At 39.2% G+C, this 24,820-nt stretch carries 22 protein-coding genes; 13 read left to right on the top strand and 9 right to left on the bottom strand.

Annotated features, from left to right (window positions below; genetic code table 11):
- Window positions 1–168 precede the first annotated feature (168 nt).
- From B5Y40_RS28000 to B5Y40_RS27980, 5 genes are all read left to right on the top strand, one after another.
- Entirely contained in the window at window positions 169–558 is a 390-nt protein-coding gene (locus B5Y40_RS28000; protein ID WP_079690200.1) for a VOC family protein, read from the top strand.
- 230 nt (window positions 559–788) lie between these two features.
- Window positions 789–1,670 (top strand): leucine-rich repeat domain-containing protein, encoded by an 882-nt coding sequence (locus B5Y40_RS27995; RefSeq protein WP_079690199.1) that lies wholly within the window; start codon window positions 789–791, stop codon window positions 1,668–1,670.
- A 127-nt stretch (window positions 1,671–1,797) separates the two neighbouring features.
- Window positions 1,798–2,436 (top strand): hypothetical protein, encoded by a 639-nt coding sequence (locus tag B5Y40_RS27990; protein WP_079690198.1) that lies wholly within the window; start codon window positions 1,798–1,800, stop codon window positions 2,434–2,436.
- 183 nt (window positions 2,437–2,619) lie between these two features.
- Window positions 2,620–3,078, top strand: a complete 459-nt coding sequence (locus B5Y40_RS27985) for a tungsten formylmethanofuran dehydrogenase (RefSeq protein ID WP_079690451.1) — start codon at window positions 2,620–2,622, stop codon at window positions 3,076–3,078.
- A gap of 312 nt (window positions 3,079–3,390) precedes the next feature.
- A protein-coding gene (locus B5Y40_RS27980; RefSeq protein ID WP_245840865.1) for an IS3 family transposase occupies window positions 3,391–4,538 on the top strand; the annotation gives its coding sequence in 2 pieces (ribosomal slippage) (window positions 3,391–3,643 and window positions 3,643–4,538; 1,149 coding nt in all).
- Between the two features lie 345 nt (window positions 4,539–4,883).
- Here B5Y40_RS27980 and B5Y40_RS27975 read toward each other — a convergent pair.
- A complete protein-coding gene (locus tag B5Y40_RS27975; RefSeq protein WP_185145748.1) occupies window positions 4,884–5,948 on the bottom strand; it encodes a serine hydrolase domain-containing protein in 1,065 nt (354 codons plus the stop codon).
- Between the two features lie 362 nt (window positions 5,949–6,310).
- Between B5Y40_RS27975 and B5Y40_RS27970 the strand changes: the two genes are divergently transcribed.
- From B5Y40_RS27970 to B5Y40_RS27955, 3 genes are all read left to right on the top strand, one after another.
- Window positions 6,311–7,402, top strand: coding sequence for a serine hydrolase domain-containing protein (locus tag B5Y40_RS27970; protein WP_079690194.1), 1,092 nt, complete (start codon window positions 6,311–6,313; stop codon window positions 7,400–7,402).
- Window positions 7,403–8,014: 612 nt separating this feature from the next.
- Window positions 8,015–8,881 (top strand): DUF2911 domain-containing protein, encoded by an 867-nt coding sequence (locus tag B5Y40_RS27960; protein WP_079690191.1) that lies wholly within the window; start codon window positions 8,015–8,017, stop codon window positions 8,879–8,881.
- Window positions 8,882–9,145: 264 nt separating this feature from the next.
- Window positions 9,146–9,484, top strand: a complete 339-nt coding sequence (locus B5Y40_RS27955; RefSeq protein WP_143785979.1) for a hypothetical protein — start codon at window positions 9,146–9,148, stop codon at window positions 9,482–9,484.
- A gap of 198 nt (window positions 9,485–9,682) precedes the next feature.
- Here B5Y40_RS27955 and B5Y40_RS27950 read toward each other — a convergent pair whose 3' ends face one another.
- A complete protein-coding gene (locus B5Y40_RS27950; protein WP_079690189.1) occupies window positions 9,683–10,597 on the bottom strand; it encodes a hypothetical protein in 915 nt (304 codons plus the stop codon).
- A gap of 354 nt (window positions 10,598–10,951) precedes the next feature.
- Between B5Y40_RS27950 and B5Y40_RS27945 the strand changes: the two genes are divergently transcribed.
- A complete protein-coding gene (locus B5Y40_RS27945) occupies window positions 10,952–11,440 on the top strand; it encodes a hypothetical protein (protein ID WP_079690188.1) in 489 nt (162 codons plus the stop codon).
- Between the two features lie 34 nt (window positions 11,441–11,474).
- On the opposite strand, the gene B5Y40_RS27940 is transcribed toward B5Y40_RS27945, so the two are convergent.
- Window positions 11,475–12,140, bottom strand: coding sequence for a hypothetical protein (locus B5Y40_RS27940; RefSeq protein ID WP_079690187.1), 666 nt, complete (start codon window positions 12,138–12,140; stop codon window positions 11,475–11,477).
- Window positions 12,141–12,274: 134 nt separating this feature from the next.
- Between B5Y40_RS27940 and B5Y40_RS27935 the strand changes: the two genes are divergently transcribed.
- The gene (locus B5Y40_RS27935) at window positions 12,275–12,823 is read left to right on the top strand and encodes a hypothetical protein (protein ID WP_079690186.1); all 549 of its coding nucleotides are present in this window, start codon (window positions 12,275–12,277) and stop codon (window positions 12,821–12,823) included.
- A gap of 160 nt (window positions 12,824–12,983) precedes the next feature.
- On the opposite strand, the gene lysS is transcribed toward B5Y40_RS27935, so the two are convergent.
- Both lysS and B5Y40_RS27925 read right to left on the bottom strand, forming a co-directional pair.
- Window positions 12,984–14,711, bottom strand: a complete 1,728-nt coding sequence (gene lysS / locus B5Y40_RS27930) for a lysine--tRNA ligase (RefSeq protein ID WP_079690185.1) — start codon at window positions 14,709–14,711, stop codon at window positions 12,984–12,986.
- Window positions 14,712–14,773: 62 nt separating this feature from the next.
- Window positions 14,774–15,964: a proline dehydrogenase family protein gene (locus B5Y40_RS27925; protein WP_079690184.1), complete on the bottom strand. Its 1,191-nt coding sequence runs from the start codon at window positions 15,962–15,964 to the stop codon at window positions 14,774–14,776.
- A gap of 110 nt (window positions 15,965–16,074) precedes the next feature.
- Here B5Y40_RS27925 and aroB point away from each other — a divergent pair, with 110 nt between their 5' ends.
- Window positions 16,075–17,118, top strand: coding sequence for a 3-dehydroquinate synthase (gene aroB, locus B5Y40_RS27920; RefSeq protein WP_079690183.1), 1,044 nt, complete (start codon window positions 16,075–16,077; stop codon window positions 17,116–17,118).
- On the opposite strand, the gene B5Y40_RS27915 is transcribed toward aroB, so the two are convergent.
- Window positions 17,109–17,297, bottom strand: coding sequence for a hypothetical protein (locus B5Y40_RS27915; protein ID WP_079690182.1), 189 nt, complete (start codon window positions 17,295–17,297; stop codon window positions 17,109–17,111). The two genes, aroB and B5Y40_RS27915, sit on opposite strands and share 10 nt — an antisense overlap.
- A gap of 96 nt (window positions 17,298–17,393) precedes the next feature.
- Between B5Y40_RS27915 and B5Y40_RS27910 the strand changes: the two genes are divergently transcribed.
- Complete coding sequence (locus tag B5Y40_RS27910) at window positions 17,394–18,608, top strand: 3-phosphoshikimate 1-carboxyvinyltransferase (protein ID WP_143785978.1); 1,215 nt, start codon at window positions 17,394–17,396, stop codon at window positions 18,606–18,608.
- Window positions 18,609–18,665: 57 nt separating this feature from the next.
- Here the strand turns inward: B5Y40_RS27910 and B5Y40_RS27905 are convergent, their stop codons facing one another.
- The 3 genes from B5Y40_RS27905 to B5Y40_RS27895 form a co-directional block, all read right to left on the bottom strand.
- On the bottom strand, window positions 18,666–19,448 hold the full coding sequence (locus tag B5Y40_RS27905; protein ID WP_079690181.1) for a helical backbone metal receptor: 783 nt from the start codon (window positions 19,446–19,448) through the stop codon (window positions 18,666–18,668).
- Between the two features lie 3 nt (window positions 19,449–19,451).
- Window positions 19,452–20,921: a hypothetical protein gene (locus B5Y40_RS27900; protein ID WP_079690180.1), complete on the bottom strand. Its 1,470-nt coding sequence runs from the start codon at window positions 20,919–20,921 to the stop codon at window positions 19,452–19,454.
- 142 nt (window positions 20,922–21,063) lie between these two features.
- A complete protein-coding gene (locus B5Y40_RS27895; RefSeq protein WP_079690449.1) occupies window positions 21,064–23,907 on the bottom strand; it encodes a TonB-dependent receptor in 2,844 nt (947 codons plus the stop codon).
- Window positions 23,908–24,684: 777 nt separating this feature from the next.
- On the opposite strand from B5Y40_RS27895, the gene B5Y40_RS30050 reads away from it, so the two are divergent.
- The gene (locus tag B5Y40_RS30050; protein ID WP_262497201.1) at window positions 24,685–24,819 is read left to right on the top strand and encodes a hypothetical protein; all 135 of its coding nucleotides are present in this window, start codon (window positions 24,685–24,687) and stop codon (window positions 24,817–24,819) included.
- Window position 24,820: the final 1 nt, after the last annotated feature.

Genomic DNA, 24,820 nt, shown 5'->3' with positions numbered 1-24,820 from the left:
TTAATATATATATCTGAATTTACAAAATTTAATGCATTACATTAGTTTACAAACGGTTATTTATACAACGATGTTCTTATATTAGAATATTGGCGGTAATGTGGTCTTGGACAACAAAGGACTAGTCAACGCTGGACAATAATTAGTGATTAAAATAAACTTTGGCCTATGGCGACTCAAGTTAATATTGCTGAATGTGTACCATTTTTAATCGTGAAAAATATTAAGAAGACAATTGATTGGTACGAAAAAATCGGCTTCAAATGCACAGCGACTAATCTTATATGGGAGCCAGATTGTGAACTCAACTGGGCGAGAATAGAATGGTACGGAGCTGCTTTTATGATTGGGCCAGATGAAAGAAAGGATGTACCCAATAGTAAAGATTCGGGACTTTGGTTTAATGTTCAATCGGTAGACGAGATGGCGAAATTTTTGAACCAAGAGTGCATCTCATTTGATACAGAAGACGAAACATTTTACGGACGAAAGGTAATTTCATTCAAAGACATTGACGGCTTTACTGTTTCATTCTCCAGCGAGCTGCCTAAGAAATAACTAACGGACGACAAGGCAAGGCGACAGTTGACCCCAATGCCTTTGTTGGTGTTTTTCTCCAACAACACACTACACCACACTCATGGTATATTTCCATACCTATACCCACACTGAATTGAATATTGTAAGTATATATATATGTCTACTGAATAATCGACTATATTCGTTTGCAAACGGCTATAGGCAACGATATTCTTTATATTGGTATGTAGCCACAATACAGAAAGAAAATGAAGCATCACTTTGGAGATTTATTAGACAGAACAGGAGACTATTGGACCATTATTCCAAATGTTGGGCGCTATTCATTTTCAGCTGACAAAAACATTAAAGAAAAAAGTAAAGTCAAAATTTTAACTATATCAAAGCATGATAAATATTGGAATCAGGTTTTTGAATGCCCTAATATTGAAGAAATAACTTTACACGATCCAAGTAAAGAGCAGATCGAAGAAATTCAAAAATTAAAACAACTCAAAAGACTAAGATTAACTTTCTTTCGAGCGAAAGATGTTGAGTTTATTGCTAATCTTCGAAATCTGGAAGAAGTTATTTTTGAATATGTATCTGGGTTCTCAGACCTCTCCCCATTCCAAAGACTACCGAAAATAAAATCATTACATTTTGAAAACCTTCGTAGGGTTTCAAACTTTGACGGACTTCGAGGACTTAAAAGTTTACGTTATTTATACATTGACGGAACCCTTGATTGGAAGCAACCCATAGAAAACTTTAATTTTTTAGAAGAGCTACCCAACTTGGAAATTCTTGCATTTGGCTTTGTGATTAACAAAACAGACTTTCCTGCATTTTTACCAATTCTAAAATTAAAAAAGTTAAAGAAAATCAAAGTTGGAATGGCAACTTTTAATACAAAAGAATATGCATTTTTAGAAACAGCGTTGTCATCCAAAAAGTGTGTAAATTTTTCAGATACTCCTTGGACACCTTGTTACAAAATAGGAAAAGAGTATATGGAGTTTATTGGAAAAGGGGCAGGAAATGTAAAACTAAAAAGCTCTAGTGCTCTTGAGAAAATAAGTATGTTTGAAGAAAAGTACAAGGCTTATAAAATTGAGGCCGGGAAGATAATTAAAAGTTACCGTGGCTAACATTGCATATAGTCAGGTAGGTTGATGATTAATTATTTAATTTGGTCTGCCGGCACGCCTTATATGCTGGAGTTATAGGCTATAATTTGACAACAGTGCGAACCCAAACCGACAGTATATAAATACCGTGATAACTATTACGACTAGACCATTTACTGACAAAGAAATAAAAAGACAGACAAAACAACTGCCGAGTGTTTACAAACGGGTTGAGGGATTTGTTATGAAATTTATTTTCATAGTATTGGTGTTGGACATTCCCCTGCTTGTATACGACCACTTCTCTCCTGTAGCTTCCCAAACTCAGGCAGCCTATTGTATAGTAATGGTGGTAGTAGCGTTGCTGTTGACCTTTTGGATTACTAAAAGATGGGAGGGCGGACTTAGTATCAATAAATATATTTCGAACATTAACTCTGAACAAGCGGAAGTTATTCATGTGACGACTACAAGAGCAATTAAGCGGGAAGACGCAGAAGATTTTGGTGTTGCATATTACATTGACGTTTTGGACAAGGGAGTACCAAAGACTTTATTTTTATGGGGACAGTATTTAGACGAACTTGAATATGACAAGCGCTTTCCGAATACCGAATTTGAAATCATTAGAAAAAAAGGGAGTGATGAATTTATTGACTTCAAGACATTAGGACAATATTTCAAAGAAGAGAAAACTCTGCCACCGTTTGACAAGCCTGTTTGGGATAGTGGAACTTTTCCAGTAAACGGACAAATTCTTGACCAAACTATTGACCAAATAAAATGACGGCAGGACTTAACATGGACTGTATTACAGCCGCTAACAAAATGTTTATGCCAGCTTGGGGTTCAGTGTAAATTTGAAGTTTTGTTTTCTTAATTTCGTTTGGCAACGTGGGACAGTAATGTGCTTCAAAAATTCAAGCCCACCATAGACGTTATAGGCTGTGTAAAACAAATATTAAACATTATGAAAAAGTTGCAATTCAAAGTAAGTATCAATGCACCTGTAACCAGGATATATGATTTTATGCTTGGCATTAACAGTAAATCAACTTATGAACAATGGACTTCTTTGTTTAACCCTACATCTACCTATGAAGGAAGTTGGGGCAAGGGAAATAAAATTCTATTTATTGGTATAGATGAGAAAGGAGAAAAGGGAGGTATGGTTTCAAGGATAGCTGAAAACATTCTCAACCGATTTGTTTCTATTCAACATTATGGGCTTTTAAAAGCTGATAAGGAAATTACAGAAGGACCAGAAGTAGAAAAATGGGCAAACGGATTTGAAAACTATACCTTCGAAGAAAACAATGGGACTACAACCGTTACTGTTGACCTAGACACAACGGAAGATTTTTTAGATTATATGAACCAGACCTACCCAAAAGCACTCGACAAGTTGAAAGAACTCTGTGAAAAATAGCAATTTTAAGAATATCTTAAAAGCCAAAGAAATAAACACAGCCTGTAACATCAGTTTGGCAATATGGCGGCTGGAGCTAATGATAAGTTTAGGAAGAAGCTAGTATATATAAAGATGTTTTAGTTCAAGATATTTACATCCTGACTTAGTGTACACTGCATAATAATCATGACTCATTGCTTTGTGCCTTTCCATGCAAAGTTTTTTTCACTCTTTGAATCACCATATAAATAATATAGCCAGTTGTAAGCTCCCCTGAAAATAGGACGGTTTAAGATTAGACGAAAGTCTTTTAACTTTAAACTGTTACATATGAAAAAGAAGCGATTTACAGAGACCCAGATTTTTAACATTCTCAAGGAATTTGATGCGGGCAAAAACATTCAGGATATCTCACGCGAGCATGGCGTATCGAAAGCCACAATCTATAACTGGAAGGCTAAGTATGGCGGCATGGAGATGAATGAACTTAAGAAGTATAAAGAGCTCGAAGAGGAAAATCGAAAGCTCAAGCAGATGTATGCTGATCTTGCTCTGGATAATAAAATGCTGAAGGACATTCTAGGAAAAAAGTTCTAAGGCCCTCCGAGAAGCGAGCACAGATTGAGTATTTGCAAAAGAGCTATACAGTAAGCCTTGGACGGGCCTGTAGTCTGGTAAACTTATCACGATCAGTTTATTACTATAAAAGCCATCGCGATGATCATATAGTCATTGACAAACTCCGAAGCTTAGCGGAGCAGCGACCAACGGAAGGATTTTGGAAAATGTATTTCCGCATTCGCAAAGAAGGTTTATTGTGGAATCATAAACGCGTTCATCGGGTATATAAATTGTTAAAGCTAAATATGAAACGCAAGAGTAAGAGAAGGCTTCCTGCGCGTATACTATATCCACTGGAAGCAGTGAGCACAACCAATATCAGCTGGTCTATGGACTTTATGAGTGATGCACTCCTCAACGGTAGAAAATTCAGGACGCTGAACTTACTCGATGACTTTAATCGTGAAGCATTAGCAATCGAAATTGATACTTCGCTACCAGCAGAGCGCGTGGTGCGCATACTTGAACAAACGATTCAATGGCGAGGTAAGCCGCAAAGAATTAGGGTTGATAATGGTCCTGAATTCGTCTCCAGCAAGCTTGGCCTCTGGTGTGAAGAACATCAGATTAACCTTCAATTTATTCAGCCTGGAAAGCCATCACAAAACGCATACATCGAACGCTTTAATGGAAGCTTCAGGAAAGATATACTTGATGCCTACTTGTTTGAAACGCTCAGTCAAGTAAGAACCCTGGCTGACGAGTGGATGCAGGACTATAACTATGAACGTCCGCACGATGCGCTGAACGGGCGCAGTCCAGTGGATATGCTAGCCGTGGATTTATGGAAAACTTCGGAAGAGTTTCCCACAAATCCACAGCGGACTATAACTACAACTATAAATGAAATTTTCTAATTTGTGGACGTCCTAAATATGGGAAGCTTACACAGTCTTGGAATGAATTTTTATTCATTATGAGGTAGCTGACAGACCGAAATAAGCACTGACTTGCAAGCATCTGATAAGAAATCAATTAATGCACTATATATTTAGGGATATACAATCTGTAAATTCTGATTCTTCATGTCAGTTAATATACCTCACAAATATACCCGTTGTAAAAAATATGAGAATGCCGTTTTGACTACTACGCGATACGCCATTACGGTTACATGTCTTGAATGAAACCATTTTGCAAGACAAGCGCTTAAAGAAATAATTATTCAAAGCCTATCTCGAATACGCGGTCTTCGAAACCCTTTAATTTATTACAGCATTTATTTTTTGCCAGAGAGCATCGTCAAATCCGGAAAGTGCAAAATTAGGGTTTGCAGGATCCGAGGCATCGCCCATTCTTATCACTACCATATTCTTACTGGGAATAACATAGATGCGCTGATCTTCTGCACCCATTGCTGCATACATATCAGCAGGGGCGCTAGGCACTAAGGGTCCCTCGTAAACAGTTTGGCCACCCGGCACCATATAACTTGTCTTACCATTTAACCACCATAAATATCCATAAGCAGGATTTATACTCTGCGATGTACGGATGCTTTCATTAAAAAAACTTTCGTTTACAATTTGTTCATCAACCCATTTTCCTTTGTTCAGTGCCAGTAGTCCAAACCTGGCCATGCTACGGGTGTTACTATGGTATATTTTAAAAATAACGCCATAGTTCCAGCTGCCGTCCATTCCTATTTTATTTTTTAGTTTGGCATTGAAATACGCCTCAAAATCCTGGCTACTGGCCTCGGCAACAACATCCATTAATTTTTGAAAAACATTATGGTAAGACCACCGCGCACCTGCATCCGCCAGGTACGTTAAATTCGCTTTTATTACCAAATCACTTTCATCATTAATTCCCGAAGTCATGGTCAGCAAATGTTTTGATGTTATCAGGTTTTCTTTTTCTATGGGTTCGCTCGTCCAGCCCGTGCCCAGATATTGAGATACTTTGTTATTAATATCAAGTAGTGTCTCCTGCTGCGCTATTCCGGTTGTGGTGGTTACCAGTGTTTTACCTGCACTGTTCCATGGCCACGAAGTAGTTGATGTATGTCCATCAAAATACTCCTCCATAACAATCCTTCCATTTACAAGAATCATAAATGATTTGGAGTTCTTTTCAAGAAGATAATCTTTTAATGGTTGTACTGCACTTTGATTCCAACCCAAACTGGAAATGGATTTTGTTTCCCAATCAGTGCCGGTGTTTGAAGGAAAATACATGGATTCATCAGGGCTGGGTTCATTATCATTCGAACAACCCGAAAATACAAATGCAGCTATTACAAGGAATTTTATATACTTCATCATAGGTTCATTAGACTTCCAAGTTCTTAAAAAGTTTAATCAATACATTTTTTTATTTTTTGAAAATTGTACTATCTCAAAATGTCCAGCATCTCATGGCATTTGGCACTTCACCAACATGCTCCCAAAACTCACACTAATTAAAATACATTTCACAATTATACCGTTGTAAAGAAGTGAGGATGCTCATGCAGTTTTGAATACTACACAATACGCCAAAGGGTCAGCTGGCTAGTCACCACACAGTCCCACCTCAGAGCACCTTGCAGGACAATGAACCGCTATATACATGCTTAAAAACATTATATTAGGAGAGGAATGTTGTGCCTTATGAGCTTGCACAGATTATACCAATGAAATAAAAGATGAACCATCAATTTAGATTTTTAGTAATCTGGCTACTGGTGAGTAGCGCTTGTTTTGGACAGGACAAACTAAAACAACCTATTCCAGGTTTACCGCGTGCCGATCTCGCTTCGGTAAAAATGAATCAAGACACTATCGCGAAGCTGATTCAGTTAATCAACTCAACTCCTCCAAACGACTTCAGGGGAGTAGTCGTAATTAAGGATAACAAATTAGTTGTTGAAGAATATTTTAATACCTATTGGCGGGAGACGGTTCATGACATCCGATCTGCTGGTAAAGGGATTACCGCTTTACTGTTGGGTATAGCCATTGATAAGGGTTTAGTAAAAAGTACCGAGCAAAGTATATATGATTTTTTCCCGAGTTCTAAGTTTATTCGTCCTGCGAAAGACGGGCACCAGGATATTAAGATCAAGCACCTGCTTAGCATGTCTTCAGGACTCAGCGCAGACGACAATGATGACAACTCTCCTGGCGGTACTGGAAACTGGCTGACAAATGATAATTGGGTAAACTTTGCAATCGCTCTGCCGATGCTCTTTACTCCGGGAGAGAAATATATATACAACGACGTTTGCCCCATGCTTGTTGGCGCCATTATAGAAGAAGCATCGGGTAAAAAGCTTTCCGACTTCGCGAAAGAAAACCTGTTTACTCCTTTAGGAATAAGAGAATTCTATTGGTATACCGCGCCCAATGGCAGAACCGGACCGATGGGTAATTTATATATATCAGCATTGGACTTTGCCAAACTTGGACAACTGGTAATCAATAAAGGTCAATGGCAAGGAAAACAGATTATCAGCACTGCATGGATTAATGAAATATCCTTGAAACGGTTTGACATCTCAAAGGACGACCCATTTGCAAACTCTTACGGATATTTTTGGTTCATTGCGACAAAGGAAGTTAATGGCAAAAAATACGAATGCATTTATGCCTCCGGAAATGGTGGCAATCTGTTGTTTGTTGTACCCGGTGAGAATCTGGTTGTAAGCCTGATCTCCAGTGCTTACGGTCAAGGGTATGGCCATAGAAGAAGTCGCAATATATTTGATTACGTGCTGAGATCTCTGAACCAAAAGTGATTTGTTTAACTGCATGAAATGCGCAGTATATATTTGGTGAAAAGATTATAGGTATAAATTCATATATTAGTATTGTCGATCGTAATTTTTTCACAATGGACAGCGTAATAGATTTTATTAAGAATTTCAAATTCCCATTATCTGATCTGGACTTTTGGGGTCTACTGATAACTTTCGGAATTATAATTCTCATTTTTGTCATTGCAAATTGGTTGATATCCTTTCTTAATCCAACAACTGCAAGGACAACCAAACGTATCCTAACAATCATATTCTATTCTGTCTTCTTTTTCGAACTGATTTTTGTGGTCTTAAACGCAATACTGACAGAGAACTACAATCGACTAACTGTAATGGTTTTTATGATTGCTCCGTACTACATAAGACTATGGATTGGTAAGTTCTATAAGAGATATGACAAACTCGTAGATAAGTTAGCAAGTAAAGACTGAAACTATAAATAAATTCTCTATACATATACCATCTAAATCGAGTAGCTACAAGTATATCTGTAACAAGAATGACTATCAATGATATATTGATTGAAGGATGAATTAAGTATCTCTATACTGAAAAATTCGCTATAGTAGTTTGTACTATCAATGACTATAAATGAAGATTATTTTAATAATATCCTTTCTAACAGCGACAACCGTTTCCTTTTCGCAAGCAATCTTTCCAGGTCTAAGTCCGAAAGGGAGAATTGAGCAAACCATTGGACTAACAAACATTTCAGCAGATTACGAGAGACCGGCAGCCCGAGGGCGCAAAGTATTTGGCGAATTAGTGCCGTACAATAAACTATGGCGAACAGGCGCAGGGAACTGTACAAAGATTAGATTCAGCAAGCCTGTCACTATAGATAATAAAAACATAAGCAAAGGGACTTACTCAATCTTTACCATACCAGATACCAACGAATGGACTGTAATCTTGAATAAGGACACAACTCTTTACGGAGCAAGTTCGTATGACGCAACAAAAGATATAGTTCGATTTAAAGTAAAGCCGCACTCGACTGATCGATACTATGAATCACTAACCATAGACATTGATGTAGTACCCAACAATGCCATGGTTTACATTTCGTGGGAGAATACTCAGGTTTCATTCCTTGTAAAAACAGAATCAGACAAAGTAGTCAATGACTTTGTTCAACAACATTTGTTAACAGATAAGTCTAGCAATGCAGACGAATATGCTGCGGCAGCAGAGTACTATTACTTCCTAAACAAGGACTTAGATCGAGCGTTGTTACTCGTTGACAAAGCAATTGCAATGAAAAATGAATCCTGGTACTACAGACAAAAAGTTGACATCTTGGAATTGCAAAAGAAATATAAGGAAGCGATTGACTTTGCTATGCTCGCTATTTCGATGGATCAAAAAAGAACAGACTGGAACTCCAATGCAAAGCAACAAAGTGAAGCAGAGTATAAGAAACGAATTGAGCTTTTTAAAAGCCGGCTAAAGAAATAATACGGCTAGAAATATTGTAGGTTTATTCACGCCTTGGTCAGGTGTTAGCCCACCGCTATACCAGAATACTTGTAGTGAGTAGATCTGTTACAATGGAACCATCACTCATTGACAAAGAGTGAATCCTATCTGGCCTAAAAATCGCTATATTTTTTAGCACTGACTATATATATGCTGCAAACATTTTAATCCGACAGAATGACAAGCGTCAGTATTTCCTACTATTATAAATGGTCGTCACTTGTAACTTTCATAGTAAGTATTATGGGACCATTAGTTTTAATCGAAGGAACTTTGGTTGAAAAATTCTGGATGGCATTATTAGTGAACCTTCAATTTCACTTCGCATTCCAATTCTTAAGTAGACTTCCTTACGGTATATATAAGCGTATTGAGAGGGAGAATCCTGGAACAAAGATACCAGCATACAAGATTTTAAATATCTTTTCCTGGATAATGATGATCTTTTCAACCATCGGGTTTGTAGGATTTTTAAACTCTGTAATGGCTCATCGCCAGTACGAACAGCTGATGGTCACGATGACATTTATTGCCATTTTTCTTGGCGGGTATTCTTCCTATTTAAAATTGAGGGAAGGTTAATATGCCCCTTGCAACAATGGCAAATATGCGTAGCTAGATAGAAAGTCTTATACCGTAAACTGCGTATATCGCTAAACAGAGCTACTTTACAATGCTGGTCAATTTAGAATTGAAGAATATTTACAGTACTCCGCATTTTTATAGCATGTCACTAGGGTCTTATTTCAGTAGGGTATACGGTATAAATTTACCAAACAATCATTTCACCCTATACGCAAAAGTCCCCGTTATAGTCTTTCTGGCCTGGCAGGTACTGTTGTCTGTTGGTAAAGTTCCAACCAAGGTAAAGGTTCCTGTTACAAGTACATTTGTGGTGGTAGAATAATTTGTGAAACGAAACCTGGTACTACCATCACCTCTTCTATAGCACGAATTAGGATTAGGCTCAACGAACAATACATTTGATGTATCTGTAGGAGTCTGTTCTGTTAAGGCAGCAATCTTCCCAAGGTATGCGCTTAGTGTTGCATAGGATGCTCCCATGACCGTTGAGTCAACGGTAGCCGTGAAATATCTTTCTGTACTACTGGCGCGAAATTTTGCAGGGCGGCCTAACTTCGTGTCCATTGTTACTGAAAGAGACAAGTTTCTATAGGAAACACCGTCCACTGAAAAATCAAGTGTACCGTCCGTGCTTATGAGAGTCCAATCGCTAAAATGATCAACCTCTGCTTTCACTGTCTTTGTTGTTTGGTCGATTATAAAGTCGTCAACAACTTCCCAGCTGCTGCCCGATGATTTTCTCGTTACAAGTCGCAGAAGGGCAGGGTATGTTTTCTTCGTGCTAAGTTCATCGTCCGTATACTTTAAAGTCAATGTCACCGGCTTCAAAAACTGTTGATCCGTCAGGCTATATATTTTGCCAATGCCGTTAGTGGCATCATTTGCTAATTCTTCAATTTCAATGGAGACACCCGAATTCACAGCTCCAGCAGGAATTACAACAGATATATTTTTATCCGTAGACTCCAACGATCCACCTGACGAATTAATAGTTACTCCAACGGAATCTATTGGTAACTCAGGCTCCTGCTCTTCTGTATCATTATCGCTGCAGCTTGCGGCAAATAGAGAAATAACAATAACTAACGGGAATAGATATATTTTATACATGCTTATGAGGGAAAATAATTGCGCAAGAATACAAAATATATAGTGATATAAAAAAATAAAGCTTTAAGAGGCGTATTCACTTGTGTTATTCAGGTTTGATTTCTTTGGCAGTTCAGATTTTACTTTGGAAGCATTCGTTTGAAATTGGATGAATCACATTCGCTGTTGCTGTTTTATTTTTCAATACTATATTTATACTAAGGAGTGTATTGTATTGTGGGTAACTATTTAGCATGCTTGATAAAAGACCCCGAAACAGTAGATTCTTTGGGTGGCTAAAATATATGTATATTTATATTGTTGCGTATACCCTCGTAAATCGTACGTGGCATCTGGTGGTAATATTTCAAAACAATGAGTATAGAACAAGCTAAGAGTTTAGGTCAAAAGGAAACTTTAAAGTGGACTCTATACATCTTTTTAGTTTGCGAGTTGGTCGCGATGTTGTTTGAAATATCAGGAGATTTTGCCAACGGAATTATTTTCTTCATCGGCCAACACATGAATATTCACTACCTGATTATGGTAGGCATTTTGTTTACCGTGACAAATCTGTTCGGACAAAAAAATGGAAAAGAAATTTTGATTCTGAGAAGAAACTTTTTCATAACTCCATTTAAGTATGGACTTTTAACCATTTGGATCGTTTTAGCTTATGGTAGTGTAGTAGGACTATTGAGGCTAACTGGAAAGGGCACTATGAATACATTTGAAATAATTCAAACCTATATTCTAAAACCTTACTTACAAACAACATTGATATTCCTTATCCCACTTGCTATTTACTCTTACTTCTGTGGTGATCGAATTAAGAAAAACATAATAGGCATTGAGAAAAATTAGTTATCGAAACAAGTATACATATTCTACTTGGTATTTAATTGAGATTTAGTCCAACGGTTAATCCGTACCAAGGTTTATTTTGATAAATCCACGCATTCTTATCGCGATCCGTAAGGTAATCCCATCCGATACCTATACCTACCGTTAGATTGTTAACACCGACCATTACCGCCAGCCCACGGTTAAGTATAAATCCACTATACTCGTCAGCAACTTGATTATTCGTAGTCGATGGTGTGATAGATGTTGAACCAAGTCCACCAAATCCACCAATACTTAAGCCCCGATGTTTGTTTATTTGCTTCACTCCTATAGGCGTCTCCTTATAGCTTATGCGAAACCGGTCTATTCGATACCCTATAAAAATATTGCCATTAAAATCAGTTGTCAGTTGCCTGGGCATGTTACCGATCGCTGGCCGGAATTTGAAAGGTATAGTCATTACATCAACATCAAAACTCCGCTTAAGAAAAAATTGATCCTTCAATCTGTCAGGTATAAATGGTTCCGCTATTTTCTCTTTCAGGTAAATACTCATTGTATCGTCTGCTACATAAACAAAGACTTTCTTATATCTATCTGGGTGTTGTTTAAATTCATAGATGCCATCATTCAGTTGATACTTAGGCAAATCTTTAATACCGCTGCATGCATTTAACAACACCAGTAGAAGCAAAAATCCGGTAACGTTTCGAAACATAAGTCGAGAAGATAAACAATGCGAAATAAACACTTTCTTTTAATCCTACAGGATCATTTATATATTATATTCTTGCAATATATTTTTAACATTAACACGAATATATCCGCGACTACAATTATTCTCTCTGAGCTATGACAATAACATTTAACAAGACAGGCAAACGGACAAACTCATTCCTTGGAGACACGTATAAATCAGAGTATATTTTTACTACCACGAATAAATCTCCAATTGCAAAATTTACATATTCTGACTTCAACGCAACACTCGAAACTGAGGGTCGCACCTATCAAATCAAGCCAGTCCATGGCATTTTTACAATCAATGAATTTATAATTCTTGAGGGAGATTCTCCAGTCGGGCAAAAAAAAACATTCAAATGGTTTAATCGACTTAGCATTAAGTTACTAACGGGCAAATCTTATAAATTAAAAAGACTCTATAAATCATTTTGGGATAGATTCATCAATAGATCTGATTACTATGTTCAACTACAAAATGAAAACGAAATAGTATCTTACTCCTTTACCAAGGGAATGCGTTTCGAAAACGGCTACTTTAATGAAAGATATAGGGAACTAAAAGGGCAGATTGAAACGGATTTGGACAACTCACTGGTTTCGTTTCTAGGCGTGTTTCTGATCGAACAATTATTGGATCAAGAGAGAGACACTAGATGATTATGTTTAGACTCTTCAACAACTAAAAAGCCACAAAAAACATCTATAGTATAAAAGATCTATATACCATAACCAATCACGGCTTGAGAACATATCTCATCATAAAAAAATGGCTGCACGTGTTCACATGCAGCCATTTTTTATTACTTGTTATACTTAATTACTTTAACCAGCCTTCCACTTCTTCCATGGTAGGATTCGTGATTTCAAGTTTCATTTTTTTGCGTGTTCCGCATACATCGTTAAAGAGCTTCGAAGCTTTCATCTCTTTCATCTGCGCAAGCGACAGTATACCTAGCTTCTGGAGTATCGGTATAAATTCTGCTCGAACACCGGCATCGGTAAACTCTTTTTCATTGAAACCAGAAGCTGGTTTTTCAGGCTTCATCTGCGGGAAGAAGAGTACATCTTGTATCGATGCAGAGTTCGTCATAATCATGGAAAGACGATCAATACCGATCCCTAGCCCTGCCGTTGGCGGCATACCGAATTCAAGAGCACGAAGGAAATCTTCGTCCAGCGTCATAGCTTCTTCATCACCACGTTTACCCAGTTCAAGCTGGTCTTCAAAACGCTCACGTTGATCGATCGGGTCGTTTAACTCCGAGAATGAGTTTGCTATCTCTTTACGGTTACAGATCGCTTCAAAGCGCTCCACCAATCCAGGTTTGCTGCGATGCTTCTTTGCCAGAGGCGACATCTCCAATGGATAGTCTGTAATAAATGTAGGCTGAATCAGATTCGGTTCACACTTCTCACCAAAGATCTGATCGATCAACTTTCCTTTACCCATGGTATCATCCATCGGTACGTGCAACTGCTTGCAGGTTTCGCGAAGCTGTTGTTCATCCATCGCAGATATATCTACACCCGTAAAATGCTGAATGGCTTCAAACATAGTATAGCGTGTCCACGGACGTTTAAAGTCGATGACGTTCTCCCCTACTTTTACTTCGGTTGTGCCGTGAAGGTCGAGTGCTACTTTTTCAATCATCTCCTCTACAAGCTCCATCATCCAATAGTAATCCTTATAGGCTACATATAATTCCACTTGCGTGAATTCAGGATTATGGAAACGTGACATCCCTTCATTACGGAAGTCTTTCGAGAATTCATATACACCGTTGAATCCACCAACAATCAGGCGCTTCAGATATAGTTCATTGGCAATGCGCAAATATAGCGTCATGTCCAACGTGTTATGATGCGTTTTGAAAGGACGTGCTGCAGCACCACCATACAACGGTTGGAGTATGGGCGTTTCAACTTCGAGGTAAGCTTTTGCATTCAGGTACTGACGCATCGAGTTTACCAACTGTGTACGCTTGATGAATGTATCGCGTACTTCCGGGTTTACAATCAAATCAACATAACGCATGCGATAGCGTTGCTCTGAATCTGTAAAGGCATCGTGGCGTTGCACGTTGCCTTGCTCGTCTACCGTTTCTTTTACTATAGGTAACGGGCGTAATGCTTTTGTTAAAACCGTAAGGCCTGTAACGTGAATGGAGATCTCACCGGTTTGTGTAGTAAAGCCATAGCCCTTCACACCAATGATATCACCTATATCCAGTAATTTTTTAAATACAGTATTGTATAAAGTTTTGTCTTCGTCAGGGCAGATATCATCTCTGCGTATATAGATCTGTATGCGACCGGTCTCATCCTGCAATTCAGCAAAGGCAGCACTTCCCATCACGCGGGTACTCATGATGCGACCCGCAATAGAGATCTGGCGATAGTCGCTCTTCTGACGTTCGTAGTTTTCCAGGATTTCCTTCGCGGAAGCATTCACTTCGAAAAGTTCTGCCGGATATGGATTAATGCCTAATTTCCTGAGTTCATCCAGTTTTTGTCTGCGGATGATCTCCTGTTCGCTAAGTTGCATGATCTAAAAATTTCCCGCAAAAATACTCGAAATAGGGAGAAAAGGAACAATCCTGAAATATGCTATTTTCTGCTGCGCTTTCTTCGTTCCAGTTCTTTGCGGATCAAGATCAGCTCGCGACTACTCTGTCCGGCCACGGAAGTATTTTCCTGCGCTCTGCGGAAGAGGTATGGCATTACTGAACGCACGGGTCCGTAAGGAACATACTTGGCAACTTTATATCCGGCTTTCGCCAGATTAAATGAAATGTTATCGCTCATACCATAGAGCTGTGCAAACCAAATACGATCATCGGTATTCTTCAAACCGTACTTATGCATCAAGGTAGTAAGGTATAGATTGCTCTCCTCGTTGTGAGAACCACACATGAAGGCTATACGCGAAATGTTCTCAACACAAAATTCCAATGCTTCATTAAACGCTTTATCCGAAGCAGCTTTATCAGGTTGAATCGGATCAGGATAGCCCATCGCTTCAGCACGTGCCCGCTCCTTTTCCATATAGGCACCACGCACCAGCTTTGCTCCTATATAATAATTTTTCCGTGCTGCTTCCTCGAAAGAGTTTTTCAAATTCTGCAACGATGCTATACGGTATAGCTGATAGGTATTGAAGACAATCGCTTTCTCTTTGTTATACTTTGCCATCATTTCATAGGCAAGTGTATCGATTGGTTCCTGTATCCAGGTTTCTTCTGCATCGATTAATACAGGAATTTTATTTGCATGCGCACGTGCGCAAATTTTATCAACACGTTGACGAACGCGTTCGAAGGCACGTTGTTCTTCTATCGTTAATACATCTTCACGTTGAATTTTTTCGAACAGATCGCTGTCACCAAGACCGGTAACTTTAAAAACAGAAAACGGAATTCCCGCAGGATCTCCCTTTGCTTTATCGATCGTGCGAATAATCTCTTCTGTTACCTGGTCGAATCCTTTTTCAGATTTTTCACCTTCAACAGAATAATCCAGGATGGTGCCCACACCATATTTCGAGAGCTGTGCAATCTCATCATCACAGTTGTCGATGCTGATGCCTCCACAAAAATGATCGAAGGCTGTCTTGCGAATGATGCCCTCTACAGGCAGATGTAGTTTCAATGCAAACTTTACAGATCCAATCGCTGCCGCGGATATCCACGGATGATTGACCATCGAAAAAATAAAATTCGCTTTCCGTAAAGCCGCATCTGATTTGTAGGAGAATGCTACAGAGGTGTCTTCAAATGAAATCCTGGGTTCTTCTTCCATGCTGAAAAAATTCGGGCAAATATACTGCTTACAATTGTTAGCTCAAGTTCTCTCATAAACAGTTCTAATGTTTTTAATAACTTTCGATTCGAAAGAACTTAAAATCACACATGCTGCCCGATAACATTTTGTTTTCTGCTGATCCTTCCAACGATTTACTGGCGTTTTTAAATAAAAAAAATTACAGCAAAGTTGTCGTTCTCACCGATGAGAATACACGCGAGCATTGTTATCCTGCCCTTCAGCAAAAACTTCCCGATCATTTTGTTATCGAAGTAAAGAGTGGTGAAGAACAGAAAAATCTGGAGACGTGTGTGTTAATCTGGAAACAACTGACTGACTATGCTCTTGACCGCCATGCTGTGCTCCTTGTGTTGGGTGGCGGTGTGTTGGGAGATATGGGAGGATTCTGTGCTGCCACCTATAAAAGAGGAATCGATTTTATACTGATTCCAACCACGTTGCTTGCACAAGTAGATGCAAGCATCGGTGGCAAACTGGGCGTTGACTTTGATCATTTTAAAAATCACATCGGAGTTTTTCAACAGCCTGCTTTAACATTATTATATACCGGTTTTCTGAAAACATTACCTGTTGCCGAACTACGGTCAGGCTTTGCTGAGGTGATCAAGCATACGCTGATCTCTGACAAAGATATGTGGGATACGATCCGCAAGAAATCATTACAAGAGCAGGACTGGGATGGTCTCTTAAAACATTCCGTTGCTTTTAAAGCGGATGTAACAACACAAGACCCCAAGGAAAAAGGATTGCGTAAAATTCTGAATGCAGGCCATACTATAGGGCATGCCGTTGAAAGTTACCTGCTGGCCAGCGGGCATCGCATTCTTCATGGTGAAGCGATTGCGTTGGGCCTGATTGCAGAAGGCTTTATAGCACGTGAACGTAACATGCTAAGTCATGACGACTTTCAAAGCATTGCTGCATATATACTTGCCGTGTATGGCAAGGTTGATCTGAATGAAAAGCAAATTGCAGAAGCTGCTCAACTCACCGTTCAGGATAAGAAAAATAAGGGAAATAAAATACTGTGCGTTCTTCAGGAAGGGATAGGAAGAGCGCGCTGGGATTGCGAAATCAATTTTGATGAGGTAAAAGAGGCCCTCTCTTTTTATCAATCGCTTCAGATGTAGTGAGCGTCTGAATCATCAAATGGTGTTTTCTCAGTTTTAATGGTTTTCTTCAGGCCGTCAGCTTTTTTAGAGATATACTCTTTCGTTTTACGTTTCCGATTACCGGTAAGTAACCAGGCAGCCAACAATGCACCCGAAGCAAGACCAAGTCCTAATGCTATTTTACGGGTAGTACTCATATTACAATTTAACTTTTTTCAGCGTTAAAAGTTTCAGCGTTGTATCAAAAAATCTTTTTGCAAAGAGTAATTTGCCCACTCAAATTTCTGATCACATTGAATACAACAATTCATCTCAAGCGAACGAATGTTTTGCAGGGAACAGCAACACTGCTCCCTGCATCTAAAAGCATCAACAACCGTGCACTGATTATAAATGCACTGGCCGGTAGTAAATCAGAAATTCAGAATATGTCTGATGCCAACGATGTGCAACTGATGTTGCGGCTGGTAAACTCGACCGACGAAATTATTGATGTAGAAGATGCAGGCACAACGATGCGTTTTCTTACTGCATACTTTGCTGTTACCAATCAGCATAAAGTTCTCACCGGAACTTCGCGCATGAAAGAGCGCCCCATTGGTATACTCGTGAATGCCTTGCGCAGCCTGGGTGCAGATATAGAGTATATGGAGAAAGACGGATATCCTCCATTAAAGTTAAATGGCTTCAGCGGACAAAAAACGGATACCATACGCATTCGCGGAGATGTAAGCAGTCAATTCATTTCAGCACTTATGATGGTTGCCCCTGTGTTACCAAACGGGTTGACGCTTGAGCTCGAAGGAAAAATTGGCAGTCGCCCCTATATAGAGATGACAGCCTCCATTATGAAACACTTTGGCGCAAGCAGTGAGTTCATCAGCAACAAAGTAATTGTTCCTCATCAGCAATATACTCCTGCACCCTTCACGGTGGAATCTGATTGGTCTGGTGCCAGCTATTGGTTTGCTTTTACAGCGCTCGCTGAAAAAGCAGAGATATACCTGCCTAAACTTTCGCTGCAATCACTGCAAGGTGACAGTGTCATTGTAAAGATCATGGACCGCCTTGGTGTACACGCAGGTATGGAGAATGGCTTATTGAAGCTCACTAAAAAAGAAAGTCAGAAAGAACTTCATTGGGATTTTACACATTGCCCTGACCTCGGCCAAACCGTTGCTGTAGTATGTGCAGCGAAAGGTATAAAAGGCTACTTTACAGGATTAGAAAGTCTTCGCATAAAAGAAACTGATCGCATTGCTGCGCTTCAAAATGAGCTGCAGAAGATTGGCGGCAAGCTGGTAGAAGAAGACACTGAAAACTGGACATTAATTCCATCTTCACATTTACCGGGGCAGGTATATTTCAATACCTATAAAGATCATCGCATGGCAATGGCCTTTGCACCCCTGGCGACACTTATGAATGTTGAGATCGAGAGACCTGAGGTGGTAAAGAAATCGTATCCTAATTTCTGGAATGATCTGAAGGAATTTGGTTTGGTTTAATCAAATTCATTGCACAAAGATCACGAAGGATATATAGAGTTACACGGAGTAAATATACTAACAGATAATATCCCGCAGGGTATTGAAATATAGCGGGGCGTGTAACATACGGCTTCCGTACCAGGAGAACATTTCGCCATCGACAAGTATAATTTTTGATGACGGGCTGATTTGTTTCAATTCTTCGATATGCTTCTCCTGAAACGGATAAGGCTCTGAGGATAGAAATATATAGTCTGGCTTCAATTGATTTATTTCGTCAGCGCTAAGCTCCGGGTAACGCGAAGATTGTATTACATTCTTCAGATTCAACTTCTCCAACGTGGTATGAATGAAGGTGTCTCTCCCTGCTACCATCCAGGGCTTTCGCCAAATGAGATATAGCACCGACTGCGAATCAAATAACGTTATCGATTCAAATGACTTTTGAATCTTATCTATAGTCTCACATGCTTCGGCATCTTTCGCTGTTATTTCTCCGATACCTTTTATCATTGCGAGCACATCGTTCCATGAAACTATATCGCTCATCCACACAGGATATTTCTTCTGAAGCTCAACGATGCCCTCCTGGTAATTTTCTTCTTTATTACCAATGATCAAATCAGGTTGAAGGGTATCAATAACATCAAAATTAAAATTCTTGGTACCTCCTATTATAGCTTTGGTCTTTAACCATTCACCAGGATGAACACAAAACTTTGTGATGCCTACAACTTCCGTTTGCAATCCGAGTGCTGCCAGTAATTCAGTTTGAGAAGGGACCAGGGATATAATTCGCCTGGGTGGAAAGGAAATGGAAATGCTTTGATTCAGTTGGTCAATGAAGGTGCGCTGCATGCTTCAATTCTGGGAACTGCTGACAGGTTTAACTTTTTTCTTCATAGGGAATTCAAAACCTATACGCATGTTCAGTACATCTGCATACGGGCTTTTATTCTCATAGTTAAATACACGAAGCATGATTTGAGCGGTTCCCTTTACTCGCTTGATGAATCTATATTCTTTTTTCAAGCCTATAAATGCACCCGGTACCCACTCTCTTCCTGTCACGTCAGATGTTTTCGATTGAAGTTTCGGAGGAACTTGTGTGTTCATCAATTCTACTTCAGCGCGTGGAGAAAATCCTTTTCCTATTTTAAACTCAGAGTATATTCTTGGTCCATATACTCTTGTGCTGGGGCTGAAGGAATTATGATTTGTATTATAGCCATACCGTTGGTTCCAGCCAAGTCCGGAAGTGAGGCGACCGGAAAGTCTATACCCTATATATGGATTGAAATCAACGAGTATATCATTGCCCTTCTTTTGTATTTGTAATGCTATGCCCGGGAGCAAACGTTCTATCAATGGTTTATCGCGCATTTCATTAGGACGTTTTTTGCCAACTTCACTCAGACTGTTCAGGCTTGAATATTTATTCTTCAACTTCGCCATTTTGTCCATGGCTTCCTGTAATACTTGTTCTTTTCCTGCGAAATGATTTATAGCGACTTCTTTTACTTGCTGAACGGCTTGCTCTTTCATCGCCTCAGGACTTTCTACTGACTTCAACATCGGGTCAATCGCACCTGCAGACTTCTTTAGGTCACCAACGCCAGCAAGATCACCCGCTTTAGTTTCCAGAGCCTGCGGCAATTGTTTCACATCCGTGAGATTGCCTTGCGTTATATTCTGAATATCTTTTTGATAAGCGCCTGCATTTTCCGTAAGCGAAGAAAGATCACCCGCCTTTCCAGTGATGTTCTGAAGACCATCCAGTTCGCCAATTTTACCAATCGGAGATTCTATCGATGTATTCAACCCATCCAGGTTCTTCAATGGATTATCGGGTAAATCCAGCGAAGGTATATTCATATCTTTTACAGGAAGTTTGAAATCCTGAATGTTACCCGTTAGCGCGCTTGCTTTCTCTTGTAGCTCCGGAGAAAGCTCAAGCTTGTTTATTTTATTTGTCGCGTTGGACTTCAAGCCGTCTATTTTTGAATTCAAAGAGCCGACCACTTTTTCACGCTGCTGCAAAACGCTGTCGAGCTTTTGTGTGTATTTATCAGCAGGAAGTTGTAATGATTTCAGGCTGTCTATTTTCTCTTGCAAACCGGATCGTGAAGAATCAATGGATGCAAATTTTGACTTGTATTCAAGTTTCAGACTGTCAGACCTGGCATAAAAAGAATTCTGAATTGAGTCCAGAGCATCCATTTTGGGAATGGAGAGACTATCTAATTTTAGCGCGTTTAAAAGGCTATCCTGTTGCTGTGCCTGAAGAGAAGCAACAACGAGCAGCAGGAGGATTATTAGCCAAAAACGCATCCGACAAAGGTACGCGATTTACCTTGAAGTTTAAAGATTCGTGTCCTCAAATATCTGTTGTTGAAATTCTTAAATGCAGCCATACAAATAAAAAGAGGCTGTGAATCCACAGCCTCTTTTAAAATGACAATAAACACCTGTTCTACAAGGTCAGATTTAAACGCGCAAAAAGAAAACGCCCGTTGTATCCAAATTGAGAAGCAGCGTTCTGATAGCGGAAACGTCCATCATCATATCCGCCTGGATATTTAACTTTATCAACTTTTGAAGGGTATATATCTAATAAATTATTAGAACCCACAGTTACCTGCACTCCTTTTGTAATGTTATAACCTATTGACAAGTCGGTAATAACTTTAGGCTGGAATGTCATATAGTTATTATCATCGTCATATATATTAGGATCTATCACTTTGCCAAAGCGTACGTTACGCAAGAAGAAACTCCACTTTTTCAAAGAGTACGTCAGAATCAAATTCTGCTTTTGCACAGGAGATATATTTTCCAATATAGTCTGGCTGCTCTTCGGGAAGAAGAAGTTCTCGTTGCCTGTAAACGTAGCCGGAACTTTCACTTTTCCATCCAGCTTTGTTTGAGAAAATGTTGCTGCCAGATCAACTTTCAAGGAGCCTGCTCCTATTTTGTTAGTATACGAAAGAACGGCATCCACACCTTGTGTTTTTGTGTCAATTGCATTTACGAAAAATTGAGCAACAGAAGCATTCGCTTGTAAAAGTAAATTATAGATCTGCTGCTGACTAGGGGTTCCATTAGGATCACCTGAAATAGCATCTGTAAATACAATTCTATCCTTCACTTTAATAAGGAAATAATCCAGACTCAAACTGAAGTTATCCAGGAATGTTCCGGTAACACCACCTGTAAAACCTTGTGACTGCTCAGCCTTCAATTTAGGGAGACCTAATATCTGTGCTACTTTACTGGTATTCGAGAATATACCTACTTCAGAAAGTGTACCATTCACCAATTGGGTTGTGGTGGTTTGGAAATATACCTGGTGCAAAGAAGGTGCACGGAAGCCTGTGTTAAAGGAAGCGCGTGCTGTCCAATTGCTACCTAATTTATAGCGTGTAACGGCTTTGTAATTTGTAGTACCACCGAAATCGCTATAGTTCTCATAACGAATCGCTGCACCTAAAAGCCATTTCTCTGTTACATCAAGTTCTACATCACCATAAAATGCATAGCTGTTTCTGTATTGATTTACTGCGGATTGAAATCCTGGGAACACTTGTGATCCACCGGGACGAATGGCTGTATTTACTGCTATATCTCCGTTCTCATCAGTCGTAGGCGTTCTAAGAAATACAGTAGGCTGATTGTTTGCATCCAATCCATAGTTTCTCCAGGATGCTTCCTCGCCTGCTATAATTTTAAAATTCTCGTATCTGTGTTCTGCTCCGAAGGCTATATTTAGTCCTTTCAGAATATCAAACTTTCTGCTGAGATCAAAGTTCGTTGTATTCTGACTGAAGGCATGTCCACCCGCATCAAAACTTGTTTGAGATGCTGTTAACTGCGAGAAGTTAATCGACTGGTCAATGATGAACAAGAATTGATTGGAGCCATATATATTACTGAAATCAACATTCCACTCACCAGATTTACCTCTGATACCCACTGCAAAATTCTTGTCGGATATTTTTGAATTGATATGCGGCAGGAAACCATCTTTATATAGTTCAGGGAGATAGCGTGAAGGGTTTGATGGAAGACGTGAATATCCTGATGAGCGTCCTTGACGGAATCCGATCCCTCCAAAAGCATAGAACTCAAAGTTTTCATTAATAGGAAGTACAGCATTGAAATAACCTTTAGCATCTCTTAACTGTGCTTGTCCAACATACATTGTATAGTCTCTGCGTGTAGTTCCTCTTCTGACCAACTCCGCATCTGTAATATCTGCTCCTGTTAAATTATTAGCTTGAAAATAAGCAAGCGCATTATCATCGGTTGCGTCCTTCGAGAACTGTGTAACGTCATACAAAAGATTACCGTTGCCATCCGTTGCGTTGTAATCTCTAAATATACTTCCTTCATAATCGGTAGCTCTGTTGGTACGCTTTCTATCTTCTATAGAACCGCTGAAGTTTATAAAGCCGCCTTTGTCATTTAAGGGTATACCATAATTAAACGTTGTTAAAAACTGTTGTCCGTCATAATTTTTATCCTGCTGTTTCAGACTTTCATCGCCTGTGAAATAAGCACCTGTAGTTGCCGTTACTTCAACTACACCGGTTGTTTCTTTCAGTATAATATTAATCACACCGGCAATGGCATCGGAGCCGTATTGTGCGGCAGCGCCATCGCGCAAGATTTCAATTTTTGATATTGCTGATACAGGGATCTGGTTCAAATCAGTACCTACTTGTCCACGACCAGGACCAACCTGAAAATTCACAAGTGATGTCTGATGCAAACGCTTGCCATTCAACAACACCAATACCTGATCTACACCCATACCGCGTAATGATGCGGGGTCAATATGATCGGTACCATCCTGAATAGACTGAGCATTTGATGAGAACGAAGGTGCTACATAATTCAGAATTTGACTGATCGATATTTGAGGAGTGGTTTTATATAGTTCCTTCAGATCTATTATATCAACTGGAACTGGCGTCTCCAATACCGTTCTGCCACTCGCGTGTGAACCAATGATTACAATCTCATCCAGTTGACTTGCTGATTCCTGCAACATGACGGTTATGTTAGCAGATGCGGGCACTTGTACATCCTGCGTTGCATACCCTACAAATGAGAATGTTAAATATGTAACTGCTTCCGGAATCTGAAGTGTAAACTTTCCTTCCGCATCGGTAGTTACTCCTGCTCCACCTTTCGCGGAAACAGTAACGCCTGGTATAGCTGTACCTTCATTATCTGTTACAGTACCCGATATAGTTTTGGTTGCCTGACCAGTAGCTGTGAGGCTATAGGCCACCAGCATCAAAAGGAAAAACATACTTTTTACCAAAGACTTAAGTGTGTTAGAAAGGGATTGATATTTAAAGTCTGAAGCAAAAAATAGCCGCTCTACATAATTTGTAGATAGAATCATAGATTTGAGATGTTTTAAATGATTGTCTAATTATTTTGAAACAGCCTGCTGCCCGATTGCAGTCGGTGTGGCAGGCACAATTTTCATCTCCTCATCGCCTGGGACCAGGAAGCGCGAATAGTAAATACCTTACGTAGAAATTCTCATATATAGGTTTGTTTTAGTTTAGGTTATTTGTGTTTTGTCTTTCTTTTACATCTATAAATAATTTAGTTACTCTAAAAATTATGACACAAAAAAAGGCGCGCTCTTTAAGCTACGCCTTGCCGGTTTAAAATCAACATTCTTTAATGATGCTGATTCGTTGTTTTCGAAAAATTCTATCAATGATACATTTTCTCATTACCACATCTTTATGGCTTTAAACTTATAGAAGAGCCGCTATAGATACAATCCGTATTTATACATAGGTATTTGTAGGTATATTACATAGATATATATCGGTAATCCTGTAGGTATTTTTAAATGCAGTAACATGTAATTTTTAACGAGCGGTGGAGTTCTTCATAAAGATTAATGGCTAGTTGGTTGGTTATTCCTTACATTGCTAATGCCAAACCAGATGGGAACTGAGTATGGATTTACAAGATATATATCGGTATTGCTGTGGGTATCTTTAAATGCGGCAACACATAATTGTGTGATAACGTAAGGGCTTTATTAAGTATACGCTTATTGTTGATGAAGCCTACACTCTTGCCTTTCGCAACAAGATTAAACGACATTCAAATTTTTCCTGAGAAGGAACTCGAGCATATTCTTTATACCATCGATGCATTGATCAAAAATGCCAAGCTTAAAAGCATTTCAGAGTGAT

This window comes from Ohtaekwangia koreensis, from assembly GCF_900167975.1.
Classification (GTDB): domain Bacteria; phylum Bacteroidota; class Bacteroidia; order Cytophagales; family Cyclobacteriaceae; genus Ohtaekwangia; species Ohtaekwangia koreensis.
The sequence above is the reverse complement of the archived record's forward strand: the minus strand, read 5'-3'. Positions and strand labels throughout refer to the sequence as shown.

Excerpts from the sequence above, each read along its gene's own strand:
- B5Y40_RS27900 (WP_079690180.1), bottom strand. The coding sequence starts at position 20,921 with ATGCGTTTTTGGCTAATAATCCTCCTGCTGCTCGTTGTTGCTTCTCTT.
- B5Y40_RS27985 (WP_079690451.1), top strand. The coding sequence starts at position 2,620 with ATGAAAAAGTTGCAATTCAAAGTAAGTATCAATGCACCTGTAACCAGG.
- B5Y40_RS27995 (WP_079690199.1), top strand. The coding sequence starts at position 789 with ATGAAGCATCACTTTGGAGATTTATTAGACAGAACAGGAGACTATTGG.
- B5Y40_RS27940 (WP_079690187.1), bottom strand. The coding sequence starts at position 12,140 with ATGTTTCGAAACGTTACCGGATTTTTGCTTCTACTGGTGTTGTTAAAT.
- aroB (WP_079690183.1), top strand. The coding sequence starts at position 16,075 with ATGCTGCCCGATAACATTTTGTTTTCTGCTGATCCTTCCAACGATTTA.
- B5Y40_RS27975 (WP_185145748.1), bottom strand. The coding sequence starts at position 5,948 with ATGATGAAGTATATAAAATTCCTTGTAATAGCTGCATTTGTATTTTCG.
- B5Y40_RS27905 (WP_079690181.1), bottom strand. The coding sequence starts at position 19,448 with ATGCAGCGCACCTTCATTGACCAACTGAATCAAAGCATTTCCATTTCC.
- B5Y40_RS27915 (WP_079690182.1), bottom strand. The coding sequence starts at position 17,297 with ATGAGTACTACCCGTAAAATAGCATTAGGACTTGGTCTTGCTTCGGGT.
- B5Y40_RS27955 (WP_143785979.1), top strand. The coding sequence starts at position 9,146 with ATGGGACCATTAGTTTTAATCGAAGGAACTTTGGTTGAAAAATTCTGG.
- B5Y40_RS27935 (WP_079690186.1), top strand. The coding sequence starts at position 12,275 with ATGACAATAACATTTAACAAGACAGGCAAACGGACAAACTCATTCCTT.
- B5Y40_RS27945 (WP_079690188.1), top strand. The coding sequence starts at position 10,952 with ATGAGTATAGAACAAGCTAAGAGTTTAGGTCAAAAGGAAACTTTAAAG.
- B5Y40_RS27960 (WP_079690191.1), top strand. The coding sequence starts at position 8,015 with ATGAAGATTATTTTAATAATATCCTTTCTAACAGCGACAACCGTTTCC.
- B5Y40_RS27925 (WP_079690184.1), bottom strand. The coding sequence starts at position 15,964 with ATGGAAGAAGAACCCAGGATTTCATTTGAAGACACCTCTGTAGCATTC.
- B5Y40_RS27970 (WP_079690194.1), top strand. The coding sequence starts at position 6,311 with ATGAACCATCAATTTAGATTTTTAGTAATCTGGCTACTGGTGAGTAGC.
- lysS (WP_079690185.1), bottom strand. The coding sequence starts at position 14,711 with ATGCAACTTAGCGAACAGGAGATCATCCGCAGACAAAAACTGGATGAA.
- B5Y40_RS28000 (WP_079690200.1), top strand. The coding sequence starts at position 169 with ATGGCGACTCAAGTTAATATTGCTGAATGTGTACCATTTTTAATCGTG.
- B5Y40_RS27950 (WP_079690189.1), bottom strand. The coding sequence starts at position 10,597 with ATGTATAAAATATATCTATTCCCGTTAGTTATTGTTATTTCTCTATTT.
- B5Y40_RS27895 (WP_079690449.1), bottom strand. The coding sequence starts at position 23,907 with ATGTTTTTCCTTTTGATGCTGGTGGCCTATAGCCTCACAGCTACTGGT.
- B5Y40_RS30050 (WP_262497201.1), top strand. The coding sequence starts at position 24,685 with ATGAAGCCTACACTCTTGCCTTTCGCAACAAGATTAAACGACATTCAA.